Below are 18,781 nucleotides of genomic sequence, written 5' to 3'. Positions count from 1 at the left end.
TAATGGAATTATGTAAAGTAAATTTGGAAACTATCCTGTTATCATTATAGTCTAAGAATTTACTTTACATAATCATATACTTTGCATAACCCTTCGACTCAGGGTCGGCGGCCCTACACATATGGATTCTAAACTTTCTTTTATGCCTGTAGGACGCAAACTGGTGAGTATAGATTAAATCACCATAGTTTTCTTTATACAGTATCAATTTATCCTGGTCATAGACTACCTCCTCTGGTATTCCTTCAAAGTATTGAAAAGCATTTTCATGGGCTGCTATTAAATCAGCTGTGGTTAATGGTCTATCAAACCATTCTACATATTTGTAGCGAGAATGGGAGAGGACAAATGCAATCAGATAAAGTTTGATTTCTCTTATTTTATCTGCTTTAAACACCCATTTTTCACCCATATCTACCTGCATCTGCTGACCCATTGGTGGATCTTCAATAGCCTCATAAAGTCTGGGACTTTTTGTTTTAGGAATGTTATATTCTTTTCTTAATTCCCTGATGTAGTTTCTAAGAGTGCCTTCAGAAAAACCAGGATCACCATTAGTTTTTTCTTGAATCCAGTAATATATTTCAGATGCTTTTATGTCGGGATATTCTCTGAGATAGTTTAAAATCCAATCATGATATTGATCTGCCTTTTTAGCTCTTGTGGTCATTGACTGCAGCAGTTGCTCGTATTCATCAATATTTAAATCATAGTATTTATTGAGAGTTGGCCTGCTTATTTCAAGTTGCCTTGCAATCTGGGATTTGCTGAACCCCATTTCTTTTAATTGCTGGAGTTGTATATACACTTTATATCCATCTACTTTACTCAATATTTCTGCCTCCTTTTAGGATTATTTAAAGAATATTATATCCTAAAAGAGCAGATTATGATACTGGATTAATTTAACATATTTACCAACACAAAATCTGTGTTTTTACATTATCTAGCAATATCCGTAAAATCTTATTTATCGTTTTCTGTAAAATCTATTTTATCATCTACACCATTTCATCAACCAGAAGATAAAACATTTGCCCAAGTGTTCTGTCATCTGCATATTTTCTGTTTTCTACTGACAGTAACATGTATCTTGTAAAGACAATTGCTGTATGAGCTGTCATAGCATCATACGATAATGATCTGCATTCTTTACTCAGTTTTAGATATGACTTGCAAACCTTAAAGAATACTTCTATCTCCCAGCGTTTGCCGTAGATTCTGATAACTTCTTCTTCAGTTAACTTCATGTCAGTAGTTATTAGAGCAAGATATTCATTTCGTTTGTTTCGGTTGCGAACATAGACAATACGGGCAGGGATAGACTGTCCATCTTTAACTACAGTAACTTCTACAGAAAGAAGATAACGAGATCTACCACGACGTTTTCTGTTTTCTCTGAAGATCTTTGTTAAAGGCTGCATTTCACCATTGTAAAGATAATGCACTTTAGAAGTCTTTTTAGCCATGGCTATTACATCATAGCCAATATTTTTGACAGCAATCAGAGAAGATGGAGAACAAAACCAGGTATCAAAAAGTACATGAGATGCCGGTATAGCTGCTTTTTTAGCAGCTTCAAGCAGTTCAAGCATAACTTTAGTAGCTTTAGTCTGAGCAAGTTTTCTTCTGGAATAACCGACAGTACGTTTGTCAACTTCAACTGCTTCATTAATTCGATTTTTAGAGTTTTTAGTAGAGAGCAGACAGCCATTAACTGGCAGGAATGTGTTTCCATCTGACCAGCCGAGAGTAAGTAATCTAAAGCCAAATTTATACTGTTTTTTGGCATGATCATATATTTTGGCAAGCAGTTCAACTTTTTTGGATCTTGAACGCTCAAAGGTTGTATCATCAATAATCAGAACGTTTACACGATCATTATTTGTTAAATGCTCAATGCTGTCATCAATGATTCTACCAGATAAAAGGGTTGTGAACTGTATCCAGTTAATATTGATAGATTTCATAAAGCGATAAACAGTGTCTTTAGCAAAATCTTTTTCATTTTTCCCTGTTAAAATATCCATATACATGGAACGGTTATCAAAAATCAGAGAAAACAGATAGAAAAAGATTGAGCTTACAGGAACTCCCTTAGTTTTATAGGCGTTTGCAGCTTTTAAAACAGAAGCTATTCGATATTTTTTAAAAAAAGTTGAAACAGTAGAAAAAATCTTCTTATCATTCTGGTAAATTTGTGGTATAATTTTCATAGCATGAACCTCCGTTATGGTTTTTTGTTTTTTGCTATTCAATTATACCAGAAACGGGGGTTTCATGCTATTTTTTTGCTAAATAATATTGAAATTTCAAGGTGCAAAAGCACTTTTACAAGTGCGAAGTTTGAGTAAGCTTAATCTTAAATTTTTACTTCCTTTTATAACATATGTGTGATATAATAAATTTAGAAATTGGAGTGAATAAATTATGTATAAAATTAAGTATTATGCAAAAAATAATAAATCTCCAGTAATTGAATTTATTAAAGAACAGTCAGCTAAAGAAAAGGCTAAAATTCTAAGAGAAATAGAACTTCTAGAAGAATTTGGTCTATTTCTTGGTATGCCACATCTTAAAAAGTTAAAGGGATATGATGATCTTTGGGAATTACGAATAAAGTATAGTTCTAATATATTTAGGGTCTTCTTTTTAAATTATAAGGATGGTATCTTTGTTCTTTTGCATATCTTTAAGAAGAAATCTAACAAAACTCCACAGAGAGAAATAAATATTGCTCTTAATAGACTTAATTCTATCAAGTGAGGTGAAACAAAATGGAATTTATAGATCATAAAGATCTTAAAAATGAACTATTTGAATCTGAAGAAGTTAAAGAAGAATATGAAAAATTGAAAGTTATGTATGAAATAAAAAAACAAATTATTAGGTATAGAATAGAAAATAATTTAACTCAAAAAGAATTGGCAGATAAAATAGGAACTAAACAATCTGCTATCTCCAGACTAGAAAATGATGATTATAATCCAAGTGTTGAATTTCTTGATAAAGTTGCTCACGCACTTGGTAAAAAACTTGAAATTAGATTTAATTAACAGTGCTGAAGGTCAATGGCACTGTTTTCTTTATGCTATAAGTTTTTAGTTGTTAAAGCGTTTGCTACGGTTTCATATAACGTCCCTGGGATTTGCGCTCGTGACTGTTTCCGCAGGAACTGGCGTAAAGCTTGCTTTTTCATATCCGTAATTGGTTAAATTGCAAGCTTTATGACAGAAGTCATGACGCCAATCCCATGTTATATGACGTAGGGCTGTCTAGTGATTAATTATCAAAGTTCTTGAAATTATTCCAGTCATTTTTGCTACCTTTTAATATTATATCCTCATTAATATCTTCTACTACATTTTTATGTTGAACTTTAAAATTAATATTGCCTTTTATATTTTTACAATTAGCAACTCTATAATTTGTTTCACCTTCTTTTTGATAGAAAATCTTGTTAATTTTTAAAATAACAATTGGTATTTTGCCAATATAAAAAGCAGGTATATTTTTACTTTCAAAAGAATTTATTTGGTTATAATTCTTTTTTCCTAATGTCTTAAAACCATATTTCTTTATCTCATTATCTTCTTGAAATTCTAACTCCATTTCATGAATAAAACTATAAATTGAAGGCATATGAATTTCCCATTCAATTTCTAAGTTCTTTGCCTTTATTTCACTTATATTTTCTATTGATAAAGTAACTATTCTATCATCTATTTCTTTTAAAATCCCGTCTTTATCTTTATAAACTGAGGAATTACCAAGAAGTTTTTTGTTTTCTATATATCTTTTAGATTTAGGAACAAGAATATCTGTGCCCCATTTAATTGAAAAAACTACATCGTTTTTTAAAATATATTGATTTTTATATTCTGTAAGATGATCTTTATTAATTTCTGTTTGCTTTTTCACATATAAAGCTGCTATTATTGCAACACATAAAGAAATAACAGAAATAATTCTACTTAAAATATCCATAATAGTTTCATCTCCAAATAGTTTTAGCCCTATGTCATATAACGTTACTGGGATTTGCGCTTGTGCCTGATTCCGTTAGGAACTGGCGTAAAGCTTGCTGTAATATTTCTTGCTGCTGAATTTTGCAAGCTTTATGACAGAAGGCATGACGCCAATCCCATGTTATACGACTGTTAAACGACAGCTCTCTTAATTACTATTTCTTTATTATTTTGATTTCTTAAAAAATATACTCATTAACTCTTAAACATATTCATTTAATGAGTTAACGAGTATCATTATTTCTATTTTTTAGTTATTTATAAATGTCTTCTTTGATACTTTTCCTATAGTATTTGTAGCTACTACATCCATTGTGCCTCCAATTAATCCACCAACTACAGGTATAGCTTTACCCATATTTATTACACCTTTTTGGCCAAATTTTGTAACCAGTCTAAATCCAACTTTTTGATTTATCTTTGTTAATGTTTTTCCAGATATTTTATTTATAGCACTTTTGGATAATTTTGTTCCTAATTTAATTCCTATATTTTTAGAGATATCTTTTGCAGAGTTTCCACATAAACATATGTAGACTAATGACCTCACTTGATCAGATTTTAGATCATATTTTCCCATGTAAGCAATTGCAGCAATCATTCGAATTTGAATATATATAACACTTGTAATATTTGCTGGTAATGCTACAGGTAATGTTATTATTCCTCCTAGTCCAGATATAAAACCAGATGTTCCACATTTACTATTTTGCCACTTAATCAAAGAATTTACTGCTTCATCTACACTATTTTTTTTACTTAAATAGTCATTTGCTAATTCTTGAGCTGTAGGACATCTAGGTAATCCGTTTAAAGCTTTATCATAACTCCAATCTAAAATTTCCATCATTTTATTTTGATCAATCTTTTTTGTTTTTGCCATATTAAATAATATCTCTCCCCTTTAAATTTTTTTCAATTCTATAATATTCTAAACTATAATTAATAATTCAATTAAAAGAAAAAATCACCTTTATTTTACAGGAGAAAACTTTTAATTATTCCTTTTTAGTTATGAATATTTTATAAATCCATCTCGGAACTTCTAAGCAATAAAGACACTTGACCCAGCCTAATGTCACGACTATGACTGTTAGGCGGATAAATCTTTTATTATCTCTTTTCTTTTATTAAATTATAACCATATGGTGCAGTATCTCTCATTGATATATTGAATTTGCTATCTTTATGAAACTTACTTCATTAAAGATTTACTAAAAATATTTTTTAACGCTCAATAACTTTTTACACTTTTTGCTCATTAAGACTTTACATCTAAAATTTTTCAAAAGCGATTAACCGGTAATTATTTTGATCTTAACCATAAGATCTAAAATTACTGATTTAATTATTATTAATGCTCTTGAATTACCTAAGAGGATTTTACAAATCCATCTCGTTCCTTCCAAATTGAAAACATACTCGCTCAGTTTAATGTCGTATAACGTCCCTGGGATTTGCGCTCGTGCCTGGTTCCGTTAGGAACTGGCGTAAAGCTTGCATTTCCATATCCGTGATTGGTTAATCTGCAAGCTTTATGACAGAAGGCATGGCGCCAATCCCATGTTAGACGAAGGAACACTGTGCTGTTAACCCAAATAAGAATGTCCGGTAAATAAAAATCTTCTATTATATATTTTATTTAAAAAAATATTTGGTAATATCCTTTCAGAAGAGGTTAAAAATTTAGTTATAAGGGGTCTGTATATATCAAACCTACCTTCAACTATTTCTCTCCATAAATTAGGTCTATATCTTGTCCAAATACTTAACACATATAAAAACATAAAGTAAATTAAAAATATATCTTCTATACCCAATAAAGGTTTAATATAACAATCGTAACACAAAACACTTTTATGTAATTCTTTTTTATCAGGTATTATATTTTTATTTATTTTGTCCCTTGTAATAATTTTTAACCTTGAAGTCTCTATTTTTTGAGATAACTCAATATCATTTGGCCAATCCAAAATTTGATAGATATCTTCATCTGATAGATAAGGAGAATTTTTGTCGAAAGGAAATTTAACAAATAGCTCTTGATCAGTTAAATTATATCTACAATTTAAATTTAAATATAATGGTTGTTCATTAAAAATTTCAATAAAAGTATTTCTCAATTCAGGTATTCTAGAAATAAGTTCTTTTATATCAATTATTTTATATTTTTCTTCCTCTTCAACCTCTTCTAATGAATAATATTTACCTTGCATAGATATTAAGTTTTCATCATAATTTAATTCTTTTAAAAATTTATAAAAGAAACCATTAGAATTAACAATTAAATTGTCTCTTTTTAATATTTTTTCTTCATCAGTATTATTAAAAAGTTTAAATCCATGCCCATAACTTGAAAATTTTTCAATATCTTTTAAAGTATAATTATTTTCAATATCCGCTAATAATAATGCACTTAAAAAATTAAAAGTTCCATAATAAAAAGAAATGCTAGCTGTAGACATATTGTGGTCTATCTCTGTTTGAAAAAATTCTCGAGCACTTCTAATACAAAATGCAATTCCTTTTGCTTTATCTTCTAAAATTTCTTCACTTATCTCTGAGTCTTCATTAATTCTTTCTTTCAAGAATTTTTTAGCTCCAGAAATAGTAGAGAGTATATCTAATCTATTCCACATTTCTTTTATAGGATCATCCGTTAGAACTTTTTCAAATTTCATAAAATCCTCCTTTAGTGTTCTTTCGTCTAACGTCCCGAGCATTTGCGACGTGGCTGTCCTGTTCTTTAGGTTGGCGCATCTCTTGCCTTTCATCAGCATTTTTTGTTTAAGCTGCTGCAAGAGATGTGACAAAAGCCATGTCCCGAAGGGCACGGATGTCTTGCTGCTCAATTTTATACCTAGTAGCGCCAATGGTCTGTTATATGCTGTAATAACTTGCCACGTAAAAAGTTTTTCTTTCTGCTTCAACTTAATGAAATATCAAAATTCTTCCTTAACCAGCAAATAGGTTCATGAATTCTGTACTATATTAAATCTTCACGAAGTACGTGAAGATCAATCAGTGACTAATTTACCTTCTGATATATGTAAATAATTTTGTAAATTATAATTGCCCAAGTCTATTGTTAAGACCATTTGAAGCTTGCAGTTATTATTTTCTTCATTTGCAGGAGTTAGTTCATCTCAGTTTGCGATTATTCAACCCTTCTCTTATCTCTTTCTCTTATTTGCTGATGTTCAGTTATTATTGCATATAACGTCCCTGGGATTCGCGGTGTACCCGGTGTCCACAGACCTGGGGCAAAGTTAGCTTTCATATCCGCAATTGTTCAGGTGCTAACTTTGTGCCAGAGGGCATGCCGTTAATCCCATGTTATATGACTGTTATAGCAACATCGACTCTATTATTTCTCATTTATCTTCAAAACTTCGAACCTCTATCTCCTTTTTTGCAACGGCCTGCCCGCAAAAAACTTTAAACATCAGTCTGAAGTTTTGGAGATAGTGCTGTAACCGCTCATAAAATTGATCACGGTTTTCTTTTCTTAGAGCACTTAGTTAAGTTAAAAACCTTTCAGTTTCTATTTACTTTCACCAGAGAAAGTATAAAAATATCATCCTGCAATAACCAAACCTTTTTTCTGATCTTTTTAGCTGCAGTAACTTTTGCTATAATGTCATATAACGTCCCTGGGATTTGCGCTCGTGCCTGATTCCGCAGGAACTGGCGTAAAGCTTGCTTTTCCGTATCCGTAATTGGTTAACCTGCAAGCTTTATGACAGAAGGCATGACGCCAATCCCATGTTATACGCTGTAATAACTTGCCGCGTTAAAAGTATTTTTTACTTCAGTTTAATGAAATATCATTCTTCTTCCTTAACCAGCAAATAAGTTCATTAACTTTGTACTATATTACATCTTCACGAAGTGCGTGAAAATCAAACAGTGACTAATTTAGCTTCTGATATATGTAAATACCTTTGTAGATTATAATCATCCAGGTTAATTGGTAAAGCCGCTGAAAATTTACAATTATTATTTCCTTCATTTGCAGGAGCTAGTTCATGCCAGTTTGCGATGATCCAACCCTTCTTTTATCTTTTTCTCTTATTTGCTGATGTTCAGTTATTATTGCGTATAACTCACTTCTTTGCGAATAAAAGTTCATTAAGACAATAATAGCAAATCTTCACGACTGTTATTTCGTTTAGATCTTCATTCTATAAACTATCAAATGGATTAGTAATCTCAATCAAATTCTTATTGCTCACATGAGTATAGATCTCAGTTGTGGTAGAACTTTTATGCCCCAGTAAATTCTGGATATATCTCAGATCAACTCCCTGCTCCAATAAATGAGTAGCAAAAGAATGTCTCAGCGAGTGAATTCCAACCTCTTTATTTATCCCGGCTTTCTTGCAGGCACGCTTAAAAACCTTCTGCGCACTTCGCTTTGATAGATGCCGATCCTTATTCTGACCGGGGAAAAGCCACTGCTTATCGTATTTTTGTATCTGAAAAGCCTTTACATATAGTTTAAGCTTAGTTAAAACGTTTTGGGACAGCAATGTATACCTATCTTTATAACCCTTACTGTTACGTACATATATCAGCATTCTATCAGAGTCAATATCAGATATCTTCAATCTCACAACTTCACTAACTCTCAGACCAGCAGAATAAGTCAAAATTAATATTAATTGATGTTTTAAATTATCAACAGAAGCAATAATCTCCTTTACTTCTCTCTTATTTAAAACCTTGGGCAGCTTCTTTTTCTTTTTTGGGCGCAGCAATTTATTGTTAATTCCATCAAGTTGTAAAATTAAATTATTAAAAGTTTTAAAAGCACTGATAAACTGGTTGGCATAAGAATGAGTATTGTTTAAATCCTCTAAAATATACAATACATAATCATTAACATCGGCCATTTTAATCCCAAATAAATCTTTTTGAATATATTTTATAAAGGATTTATTGTGGTTAAGATAAGCTTTTATTGAATTTCTAGAATAGTCTTTTAACTTCAGCTTCTTTTCAAATTGTGGCAGATAATAATGATTAAAATAGTCAGCAATTAATTCTGGGCCAGCAAAATCTTTAATTTTAGATTCAAAAATTAAATACTCACCCTTAAACATTTCTAAAAAAAGGGCTAAGTTAGTAGAGTTATTTTGAAATGTCCAGTACTTTCTTTCTGGATTCCAGCGGCTCCCCGGAATTGAATTGATTTTTCTAATCACAACTTTATCATAATCAAAACTAACACAGATCAGATTCTTTCTTTTGTTTAACTTCAACCTCATTTAATATATATGCTCCCATCTCTTATTAGTTTCCATATTCTTATATTTCTTCATCTGGCTTATTTTTCCTTTAATTTTATAAATTTATTTTTTTATTCTAAGCTGTTGAACATTTAATACTGCAAGAGCCAGAAAGATTAAGGACAGTATAAGATAAAAAAAGGCTTCTTCTGCACTGAAATTGATATTATATATTGGGCGCAAAAAACTACCCAGGGCAACAGAAAACTCCAGTTATCAGCCACAATCCTTTATTTAACTTAAGATTTTCAATCATTATGTTTCACCTTCTGGTAGGGTTTATCATTCATTTTCCTGTAGACTCCATTTTGAAAGGCCTGAAATCTCCAGGAAAAATTACCGATTAAAGTATAAAGCCATCTGGGTGAAATCATTGATTTAGAAGTTTTTTCAATAACCGAGTCTGAAAATCTATGACTTCTTACAATATCATCAGCTGCCCGCTCAAGACCTTTAATTAAATTACTGGCTATTCCGCCCATTTCTAATAAAGATCTACCGCTGACTACACCTCCCATTCCAATCGATATTCCACCAAGATATTTAAACCCGGCTTCTTTAGCAAACTGCTCATAAACTTTAAGGGCTGTTTTATTTTGCTCAGCTTCAGGAAAACCACAGTTGACTATTACAGCAAAGCTCTTATCCGTTTCAAATCAGAATGATCATTATTTATATTCTTTCTATTTTCTGCGATTAGGCTCAAAGCCCTGATCACTTTTGCCGGAAGAGTATCTACATAAAGTGGTGCCGCAAGAATTATAATATCTGTTTCTGCTATCTTTTCTAAAAACTGAATTCTTTTAGTTTCAGTATTTATTTCAGAATGAAGATAACCCTTCTCGGTTGAAACATCATATTCTTCAACCTTAGAAAGCAGATAACTACCTAAACTGGCTGATGAACTGTCTTTACCTTTTGGACTTCCGATTAGCAAAACTGCTTTTTTAAATTTAATCATTCTGTTCACCTACTTTTTCAGAAATCACTTTAACAAGATTTTTAATTTTTTTATTATTAAAATCATCAGCCACCTCAAAAACTTCAGTTTCACAATATGCAGAATGAAAGTTGATAGAGTTTCTTTTCACCAGTTCTTTAAAAATTTTACTCTGGGCCTGGTTAATCTTTTCCATTACCCCGACAGCTAAAATGGATGGATATTTTGAATAACGTTTTCTGTGATGAAATTCTCCTTCAATTTTTTTGAAATAAGGAGAAATCAGAGGGATCATTCTATCTAAAGCTTTTTTGAGTTGATAAGAATAACTGCCAAATGTTACTGGTGTCAGAAAAACTACAAGTTCAGAATTTATTAATTTAGCTGCAGTTTTTCTTCCATAATCATCAATTATACAGATTCCTGGAGTTTTAACCCAGCATTTAAAAAGTCCCAGGCAGTCTGCAATCTCTTTTTCTTTTAATAATATTTCTTCAACTTCAAAATCACAGCTTCTCAATTCTTCTTTAATACTTTTTGAAATATGCTTTAAAGAAAGGCCATCTACTTCTTCTCCATTTAAAATTAATGCTTTCATTTTATTCTCCTTTTAAATGCCAGAAATTATATAACTCTCTTAACTAATTTTCTCTTTTTTCCAGCCAGTTGACCGCAAAATCGACCATTATTTTTTGATCAAACAATTTTGCCTCTGCCAGTCCAATTATGGCACTGTTGTATTCATATTTCGTCTCATATTCCTTACCAATTGCAGGAAAAAGCTCATCATTAAATTCAATATCCTGGTATTTAGCCCAGACATTTTGACCATCCTTTAAAATTGAAGAGCCAAAGATTTTAATTTTAAGATCATAATCCGCCCTATATTCTGCCAGATGCAGTGAAGTATTACAATCATGGCCGACTCCAATTAAGAGTATTTTACCTTCTCTCTCATAAATTGTAGCCAGGGGAGAGTTTTCTCCCAGAGCATAGTCCAATCTATGATCAGCTGTGATAGCTTCCGCTTCCTTTCCCCAGTATTTAGGCTCGGAATAATCACCGCTGTGAGCCGGCATAATCAGAGTTCCTTCTGCAGTAATAACTTCCTGCAGAGCTTCCACCAGAGCCACAGCTCCCCCACAGACCCAGCCCAGTTTGCTGAGAGCAGAATGAACAATGACAACTTCTCCTTTTAACTTTAACTTTTTTAGATCATTAATTAATGATTTTTTTGTAATCGGCTTTTTAGTTTTATTTATTATTTCTTTTTCGTTCATTTTTCTGTCGGCCTCCTTTATTTAATTATTCCACCGTGGAATCTGCATTCATAAACTTTATTATCCGCTTTATAATAAGTTATTCTTCTTTAAGTTTAATCCAGCTGATTATTCTATCAAATTCAAAGCCAAGTGAATAAAATAACTTTTTTGCCTTTGAATTATCCGGCTCAACATTCAAAAAAACATCTTTTCCATTTTCCCTTTTATTTTTGATTAATTTTTCCATAATTAGGTGGGCATAACCGTTTTTTCTGAAATCTTCTCTGACATGGATAAAACCAACTGCACCATCATCATGTGTTAAACCCCAGGCTGCGAGTTCTTCGTTAATAAAAATTCCGGCAGAACAATCTGCCGCTATCCGTTCTTTTATATATGCTTTAGAGGTAAAATCCTGATAGTGGGAGTGAGCAAAAATAAAGTCGGCATCTTTATTTTTGAGTTCTCTGATTTTAATTTCTTTTTCGGCCTCTAAATTTTTGCTGCTGCTTTTAATTTTTTTCTGTATTGAGAAATCCAATTTAGCTTCATCAGGCAGAATTAATCTTTCGGTTTTTAACTCCCATTCAAATTTTCCGTTCTGACTGACAACCGGGATCATCCAATTTTCTAAAGCAGCAAAGTAATTTGTTCTCCCCTCTAATCTTTTTAAAAGCTCAACTAATTCGTTTTTACTCTCAACCGCCGGGTAGCACCAGAGGTGGTCTGTTTTAATAGTAATCAAATAAGAATCTTTATATTTCAAACTACTTTCGATCCCGTAATTTTCTATTATTCCCAGAAGGCTGATATTTTTAGCTCTATTTTTATTTAACTGTTCGATAATCTTATTTTTAATCATCTTAATCTCCCTAACTTAATCTAGTTATCTATCTGGGTTTTCTTGTCTATCATTAAACTTTATATATTTCAATTCTAAACTTTTTCAGCCTGATAAAAGCGGGTTAAAATGGCTCCCAGGATTCCAACCAGACCGATCATCCAGAATCCCATTTTCAGGCCGGCAAAATCACTGATGGTTCCAACAAATATTGGTCCCATAAACATCCCCAGACCATAAATTGCCTGGAAAAATCCCATTGCTGTTCCCCTTTTATTTGCCCTCACATTTTTAATACTTAATCCCATTAAGACCGGGAAGATCATGCCCTGAGAAAATCCGTTCAGCATCTGAACAAAAAATAGGAGATAAAGATCTTCGACAAAGGGTACTAAAATACAGGAAACTGCCAGCAGTGAAAAACCAATTGTAACCGTGTTTTTTTCTCCCAGCTTTTTACTAAAATAACTGCCGCTTAAATAGGAAGAAAGGATTCCGGGAATTGTTGTAATCGTTGTTAAAAGTCCTAAATGAAAACTTGTTGCTCCCAGATTTTTAGCAGCCACCGGGATAAAACCAAAAGTGGTGGAATGAGAAATCATCATCATTAAAATTGCCAGAAAAGAAACCGTCAGCAGACTTCTATTTTTTGCAACTTTTATTATTTCTTTTAAAGTAATAGCTTTGTGATCAATTTTTTTATTTTCATCAACCTTCAGACTTAAAGCAAAACCGATTATTCCAGCAGCTGCAGCAAGTAAAAACGGATACTGCTGACTTAAGCTTTGAGCAACTATTCCACCTAAAAGCATCCCTACAACTTGACCTGATTTATTGGAAGCATTGATAATTCCAATGGCATGGGCGGTATCATCATCTTTAAAATAGGAAGAAAAAAGCACAGTAAAACTGACCCAGGTAGCAGCGGAAGCTCCTGCAAGTGAGCGAAAAACTAAAATTAAAGCAGGTGTTTCTGCAAACCACATTCCGATGGTGCTGATTACACTCAGTAAAATCCCAAGATTAACAAATATCTTTTTCTTATTAATTCTGTCCGAATAAATCCCCAGTGGAATTCTAATCAACATCTGGGTAAAACCATATGAACCTAAAATTAAACCGATCATCTTATGTGATGCCCCAAGAGATTCTATGTAGGGTGAAAAGGTGGGAATATAGGCATACATTGAAAACCAGTAAAAAGCAGTGACGAAAACAAAAAGTTTAATATTTTTCTTTTGTTCAGACATTTAAAAACCTCACATTTTTAATTTTTTTATTCAAATAGTATGTACAATAATTATAGTTCTTGGTAATTAATTATATTCCTTCATTATATTAAAAAACAGAACATAAAAAAAGACCGGCAATTTAACCGGTCTGGAGTCAAAATAATATTTTTTGAAGCTTATTTAGCAATCAATTACTCTATTTGATCGTTATTTTAGTTTTTAAACTGAAATTTTCCATCTTTAAAATCAACTTTAATCTGATCACCTTCTGTAATTCTTTCTTCAAGGAGCAGCATTGCCAGTTCGTCTTTAATCTGATTTTGAATAACCCTTCTTAAAGGTCTGGCTCCATAAGCTGGATCAAAACCGAGCTCTAAGAGTTCTTCTTTGGCAGCTTTAGTCAGTTCAATTTCAATATCCTGTTCAGACAGGTTATTTTGCAGATAAGAAATCTGGATATCGATGATTTTAAAGATATCTTCCTTAGTTAAAGAGTGGAAGATAATTTTTTCGTCAATTCTATTTAAAAACTCAGGTCTAAATTGACCTTTAAGTGCCTCATCAATTTCTTCTCTTATCCTGTCTTCATCATCTAAATCCTGAATATACTGAGAGCCAACATTAGAAGTCATGATAATTACTGTATTTCTAAAGTCAACCTCTTTTCCCTGACTGTCAGTTAAAACTCCATCATCAAGAATCTGCAGCAGAATATTGAATACATCCGGGTGTGCTTTTTCTATCTCATCAAAAAGAATTACAGAATAGGGGCTGCGTCTGACCTTTTCTGTCAGCTGTCCACCTTCTTCAAAGCCCACATAACCTGGAGGTGAACCTATCAATTTAGAAACTGCATGTCTTTCCATATATTCTGACATGTCGATTCTGGTCAGAACTTTTTCGTCATCAAATAGATATTCTGCCAGTGTTTTAGCAAGCTCTGTTTTACCAACACCGGTTGGTCCCATAAACATAAAAGATGCCAGTGGTCGATCCGCATCCTGGAGACCTGTCCGGGAACGACGAATTGCATTACTGACTGCTTTAACTGCATCATGCTGACCGACAACTCTTTTTTCTAATTCATCTTCTAAATGAATCAACTTTTCTTTTTCTTCTTCCATCAGCTTCTGCAGTGGAATATCGGTCCAGAGAGAAACAATTTCGGCAATATCTTCCTCAGTTACCTCTTCTTTAACCAGATGAGTTGCATCCTGCTGTGATTCTTCAACCTTCTGACTGACTTCTGCCAGCTTCTGGCGCAGTTCATTTAGTTCTCCATATCGCAGCCTCGCTGCCTCTTCGTAATTTGCTTCTCTTTCTGCAGCCTCAGCCTGATATTCAACCTGGTCAATTTTTTCTTTTAATTCCTGCATTTTAGCCAGCTGATCTTTTTCATTTTTCCATTTTAGACGCAGTGGATCTCGTCGATCTTTCAATTCCTGAAGTTTTTCCTCAATTTCTTCTAATCTCTGCTGAGCCTCTTCTGTCTCTTCATTTTTTAATGCTTCTTTTTCGGTTTCCAGTCTTCGTACTCTGCGGTCCAGTTCGTCGATCTCGATCGGCATCGAATCAATTTCAATTCTGATTTTAGAAGCCGCCTCATCAATTAAATCAATTGCTTTATCAGGTAAGAATCTCTCAGTCAGGTAGCGGTCAGAAAGTCTGGCTGCTGCTACAATTGCATTATCTGTAATTTTAATTCCATGGTGAATTTCGTATTTTTCTTTTAAGCCTCTTAAAATAGATACTGTATCTTCTATATCCGGCTCAGAGACCTGAACTGGCTGAAATCTTCTCTCTAAGGCTGCATCTTTTTCGATGTGTTTTTTGTATTCAGCTAAGGTTGTTGCTCCCACACAGTGCAGTTCACCTCGCGCCAGGGCAGGTTTTAAAAGATTGGCTGCATCCATTGAGCCTTCTGTAGCACCAGCTCCAACTAAGGTATGCATCTCATCAATAAAGAGAATAATCTGACCTTCAGCTTTTTTGATTTCTTTTAAAACTGATTTCAGTCTTTCTTCAAACTCACCTCTAAATTTAGTTCCAGCAACTAAAGAACCCATATCCAGAGAGATTACCTTTTTCTTCTTTAAGCCTTCTGGAACATCACCATTGATAATTCTCTGTGCCAGTCCTTCCACAATCGCAGTTTTACCAACACCGGGTTCACCGATTAAAACCGGATTGTTTTTACGGCGTCGTGAGAGAACCTGCATTACTCTTCTGATTAGATTATCACGACCGATTACTGGATCTAATTTTCCATTTTTGGCCAGCTCAGTGATGTCAATTGTATATTTTTCTAAAACATTAAAACCTTCTTCTCCCTGCTGGGAATCAATTTTACTGCCTCCACGGACTTCCTGAATAATTTGTTTTAAATCATTATAGTTTATATTTTTTTGATAAAGCATTTTACCTAAGTCAGTTTTCCTGTTTTTTAAAATAGCCAGCAAAAAATGCTCGGTTGATACATACTGATCACCAAGTCCATCTGCCTGTTTTTCAGCCTCGCGCATAATATCATTTAATTGATGTGACATATATGCCTGACCACCCTGTTCAGAATAAACCTGGGGCAGTTTTTTAAGCAGTTTTTCATTTTCCGACTTAAGTTCTGCCAGATTTGCTTCGGCCTTCTGCAGCAGTGGGATTACTATACCATCATCCTGATTTAACAATGCTTTAAATAAATGGGACGGAAATATTTCCTGATGCTGATAGTCTTTAGCAACATTTTGTGCCTCTACCAGACTCTGCTGTGCTTTCCGTGTAAACTTTTCCATATCCATTTTTTATTCCTCCTTTGATACAAGTTATTCAATTTTAATTTACTTTCTATAATATAATTATAATACAAAGGTCAGAGAAGGTCAAGAGTTTTAAAAGAGGAATTTAATCTTTTTAATTGAATAAGTAATATATGTAGGTACCAGGTACAAAAAGGCCTTTTTGTACCTGGTACAAGAGAAAAAAAGTACAAACAAAGGAAGTGATTAAAATTTCTCAACTTAATTTTTTACAGGCTGTAAATAAATTCAAAAAATATCTGGATGTAGAAAAAGGTTATTCGAAACTAACAATTAAGGAATATGATAGTGATCTACATCAATTACATAAATATCTGCTGGAAGAACTTGATTTTAAAGAGGGTTTTAAACCAGATGAGGTTGATCGACTTGATATCTCAGAGTTTCTGGCTGATGCAGTAATTGTTAATGATAATAAGGCGGTTACCAGAAACAGAAAACTCTTTGCTGTCCGTTCTTTTTACAAGTATCTGCTTCATTATGGAATTGTCACTAAAAATCCGGCTGAGGCAATAGAAAGCAGTAAAACAGATACCAGACTGGAGCCAATTTATTTAAAATTAAAGGAAGCTCAAAAGTTCATCCAGGCTATTGATGAACATGGTGGAATCAACCGCCTTCGGGATCTGGCAATAGTTAAGCTCTTTTTATATGCAGGTCTCCGCATCTCTGAACTAGTCAATCTTGATTTTGATAATATTGATTTTGAAGATGGCTCCATTAAATTTTATGGTAAGGGTAAAAAGGAACGTTATGTGCCGCTGCACCATGATGTGGTTCTGGCAATCAGGCGTTATATGCGGGAAAGAAATTCAATTGAAATTAAAGAAAATGATGCCCGTCAGGCAGTTTTTATTTCCCGTCACGGCAGAAGAATTAATCCGAGGACTATTCAGCTTTTTGTCAAAAAATATGCAAAAAAAGCGGGTTTAAGCAGAGCTGAGAAAATAACCCCTCATAAACTGCGCCATACTTTTGCTTCTACTCTTTATCGTCAGACTAAAGACATCAAAGTACTGCAGGACCTTTTAGGTCATGCCAATCTATCTACAACCCAGATTTATACTCATGTTGATACAGAAGAAAAGAAAAATGCTATTGATGAGATGCCTGATTTTTAAAAAAAATACCGGGTAACTGGAAATTTAATCCAAGTACCCGGTACTATTATTTTAAGCCAATATTTTTTCTAATTTTTCTATTAGTTCATCTATTTCATCTTTAGTGATATTTAAAGCAGGTAAAAATCGAATTATCCTGCCTTTAACAAGATTAAGTAAAACTCCTTCTGCCTGAGCTCTGTCCCTTAAATTAGGAATTACTTCTTTTAACTCAATTCCCAGCATTAAGCCAATTCCTCTGACATCCTCAATCTTTTCCGAATCAAGTTCTTTTAATCTGTTCAGAAAATATTCTCCTTTTTCAGCAATCGAATCTTCCATTGTTTCCAGCTCTTCTAAAACAACTTTTGCCCCTCTTAAAGCAAGTGGATTGGGAGCAAAGGTTGAGCCGTGATCACCTGGTTTAAGTACCTCTGTCATTTCTCCAGCCATAATTACTCCACCTAATGGCAAACCTCCCCCAAGGGCTTTAGCTACTGTAACCAGATCAGGTTTTAAATCAAAATGCTGATAAGAATATCGCTTAGCAGTTCTGTAAAGACCTGCCTGTACTTCATCAACAGCCAAAATCCAATCATTGGCCTCTATTTGACTTTTAAGTTCAGCTATAAATTCTTGAGATGCTGGCTGCACCCCACCAGAACCCTGCAGTGGTTCAAAAAAAACTGCTTTAATATCCGGATTATCTGCTGCAGTCTTTTTTAGACTCTCTACATCATTAAATTCTGCTTCTATTGTATCCGGAAGCAGGGGTTTAAACTGGTCTCTAATTCCGGGAAAACCATTAACTGATAGTGCACCTAATGATCTGCCGTGGAAGGAATTGCTAAAAAATAAAATTTTCCCTCCATCAATTTTCTTTTTAATTACTTTTAAAGCCAGTTCGGTTGCTTCAGTACCTGAGTTAACAAAAAATACTTTTTCTCCCTGATTGCTAATTAACTCAGCTACCTTTTCTGTATCTTCATCTAAAAAATAATTGGAAGTGTGAGCATAGCGCTTCAGTTTTGCAGAAATCTCTTTTACAACTTTGGGATGGCTGTGGCCCAGGGCCAGCACACCAATCCCGGCAAAAGTATCAAAATATTTATTACCGTCAGTATCATAAATATAAACACCCTCAGCTTTTTCAATTGTAAAGTCATAATTGTTATAAAGTTTTAAATAACGCATTTTTAAAACATCCTTTATAAATATATTTGGGAATAGATATAATATGCCTGCCTAATTTGAAAAAGCTGGCCAAAATAAAT

Annotated in this window: 16 protein-coding genes and 1 pseudogene; 3 read left to right on the top strand and 14 right to left on the bottom strand. The window is 33.2% G+C overall.

Annotated features, from left to right (window positions below):
- Positions 1 to 64 precede the first annotated feature (64 nt).
- Positions 65 to 832, bottom strand: coding sequence for a DDE-type integrase/transposase/recombinase (locus C7958_RS13610; protein WP_111573229.1), 768 nt, complete (start codon positions 830 to 832; stop codon positions 65 to 67).
- Positions 833 to 1,007: 175 nt separating this feature from the next.
- Positions 1,008 to 2,216 (bottom strand): annotated as a pseudogene (locus tag C7958_RS13605) (IS4 family transposase); the annotation flags it as partial.
- 214 nt (positions 2,217 to 2,430) lie between these two features.
- Between C7958_RS13605 and C7958_RS13600 the strand changes: the two are divergent.
- The gene (locus C7958_RS13600; RefSeq protein WP_111573227.1) at positions 2,431 to 2,766 is read left to right on the top strand and encodes a type II toxin-antitoxin system RelE/ParE family toxin; all 336 of its coding nucleotides are present in this window, start codon (positions 2,431 to 2,433) and stop codon (positions 2,764 to 2,766) included.
- An 11-nt stretch (positions 2,767 to 2,777) separates the two neighbouring features.
- Positions 2,778 to 3,056: a helix-turn-helix transcriptional regulator gene (locus tag C7958_RS13595; protein ID WP_111573226.1), complete on the top strand. Its 279-nt coding sequence runs from the start codon at positions 2,778 to 2,780 to the stop codon at positions 3,054 to 3,056.
- A 226-nt stretch (positions 3,057 to 3,282) separates the two neighbouring features.
- Here the strand turns inward: C7958_RS13595 and C7958_RS13590 are convergent, their stop codons facing one another.
- The 11 genes from C7958_RS13590 to clpB all read right to left on the bottom strand — a co-directional run bounded on the left by C7958_RS13590 (position 3,283) and on the right by clpB (position 16,389).
- Complete coding sequence (locus C7958_RS13590) at positions 3,283 to 3,987, bottom strand: hypothetical protein (RefSeq protein WP_111573225.1); 705 nt, start codon at positions 3,985 to 3,987, stop codon at positions 3,283 to 3,285.
- Between the two features lie 291 nt (positions 3,988 to 4,278).
- The gene (locus C7958_RS13585; RefSeq protein WP_111573224.1) at positions 4,279 to 4,911 is read right to left on the bottom strand and encodes an EcsC family protein; all 633 of its coding nucleotides are present in this window, start codon (positions 4,909 to 4,911) and stop codon (positions 4,279 to 4,281) included.
- Positions 4,912 to 5,617: 706 nt separating this feature from the next.
- Entirely contained in the window at positions 5,618 to 6,709 is a 1,092-nt protein-coding gene (locus tag C7958_RS13580; protein WP_166668557.1) for a YaaC family protein, read from the bottom strand.
- Positions 6,710 to 8,212: 1,503 nt separating this feature from the next.
- Positions 8,213 to 9,298: a site-specific tyrosine recombinase/integron integrase gene (gene xerA, locus C7958_RS13575; protein ID WP_111573222.1), complete on the bottom strand. Its 1,086-nt coding sequence runs from the start codon at positions 9,296 to 9,298 to the stop codon at positions 8,213 to 8,215.
- 269 nt (positions 9,299 to 9,567) lie between these two features.
- Complete coding sequence (locus C7958_RS13570) at positions 9,568 to 9,837, bottom strand: hypothetical protein (RefSeq protein ID WP_111573221.1); 270 nt, start codon at positions 9,835 to 9,837, stop codon at positions 9,568 to 9,570.
- A 110-nt stretch (positions 9,838 to 9,947) separates the two neighbouring features.
- Positions 9,948 to 10,280, bottom strand: a complete 333-nt coding sequence (locus C7958_RS13565; protein WP_111573220.1) for a hypothetical protein — start codon at positions 10,278 to 10,280, stop codon at positions 9,948 to 9,950.
- On the bottom strand, positions 10,273 to 10,857 hold the full coding sequence (locus C7958_RS13560) for a flavodoxin family protein (RefSeq protein WP_111573219.1): 585 nt from the start codon (positions 10,855 to 10,857) through the stop codon (positions 10,273 to 10,275). The genes C7958_RS13565 and C7958_RS13560 overlap by 8 nt, the downstream gene beginning before the upstream one ends.
- A 43-nt stretch (positions 10,858 to 10,900) precedes the next feature.
- Positions 10,901 to 11,539 carry an aminoglycoside N(3)-acetyltransferase gene (locus C7958_RS13555; protein WP_111573218.1) on the bottom strand — a complete coding sequence of 213 codons (639 nt, stop codon included), beginning with the start codon at positions 11,537 to 11,539 and terminating at the stop codon, positions 10,901 to 10,903.
- A gap of 79 nt (positions 11,540 to 11,618) precedes the next feature.
- Positions 11,619 to 12,383: a GNAT family N-acetyltransferase gene (locus C7958_RS13550; RefSeq protein ID WP_111573217.1), complete on the bottom strand. Its 765-nt coding sequence runs from the start codon at positions 12,381 to 12,383 to the stop codon at positions 11,619 to 11,621.
- Between the two features lie 74 nt (positions 12,384 to 12,457).
- Positions 12,458 to 13,612 (bottom strand): MFS transporter, encoded by a 1,155-nt coding sequence (locus C7958_RS13545; protein ID WP_111573216.1) that lies wholly within the window; start codon positions 13,610 to 13,612, stop codon positions 12,458 to 12,460.
- A 194-nt stretch (positions 13,613 to 13,806) separates the two neighbouring features.
- Positions 13,807 to 16,389: an ATP-dependent chaperone ClpB gene (gene clpB, locus C7958_RS13540; RefSeq protein WP_111573215.1), complete on the bottom strand. Its 2,583-nt coding sequence runs from the start codon at positions 16,387 to 16,389 to the stop codon at positions 13,807 to 13,809.
- 200 nt (positions 16,390 to 16,589) lie between these two features.
- On the opposite strand from clpB, the gene xerA (C7958_RS13535) reads away from it, so the two are divergent.
- Positions 16,590 to 17,528 (top strand): site-specific tyrosine recombinase/integron integrase, encoded by a 939-nt coding sequence (gene xerA, locus C7958_RS13535; protein ID WP_111573214.1) that lies wholly within the window; start codon positions 16,590 to 16,592, stop codon positions 17,526 to 17,528.
- A gap of 51 nt (positions 17,529 to 17,579) precedes the next feature.
- On the opposite strand, the gene C7958_RS13530 is transcribed toward xerA (C7958_RS13535), so the two are convergent.
- Positions 17,580 to 18,701, bottom strand: coding sequence for an aspartate aminotransferase family protein (locus C7958_RS13530; RefSeq protein ID WP_111573213.1), 1,122 nt, complete (start codon positions 18,699 to 18,701; stop codon positions 17,580 to 17,582).
- Positions 18,702 to 18,781 lie beyond the last annotated feature (80 nt).

The sequence above is a fragment of the Halanaerobium saccharolyticum genome (assembly GCF_003259895.1).
Classification (GTDB): Bacteria; Bacillota; Halanaerobiia; order Halanaerobiales; family Halanaerobiaceae; genus Halanaerobium; species Halanaerobium saccharolyticum_A.
Note: the sequence above shows the minus strand (reverse complement) of the source record. Positions and strands in the feature narration are given on the sequence as shown.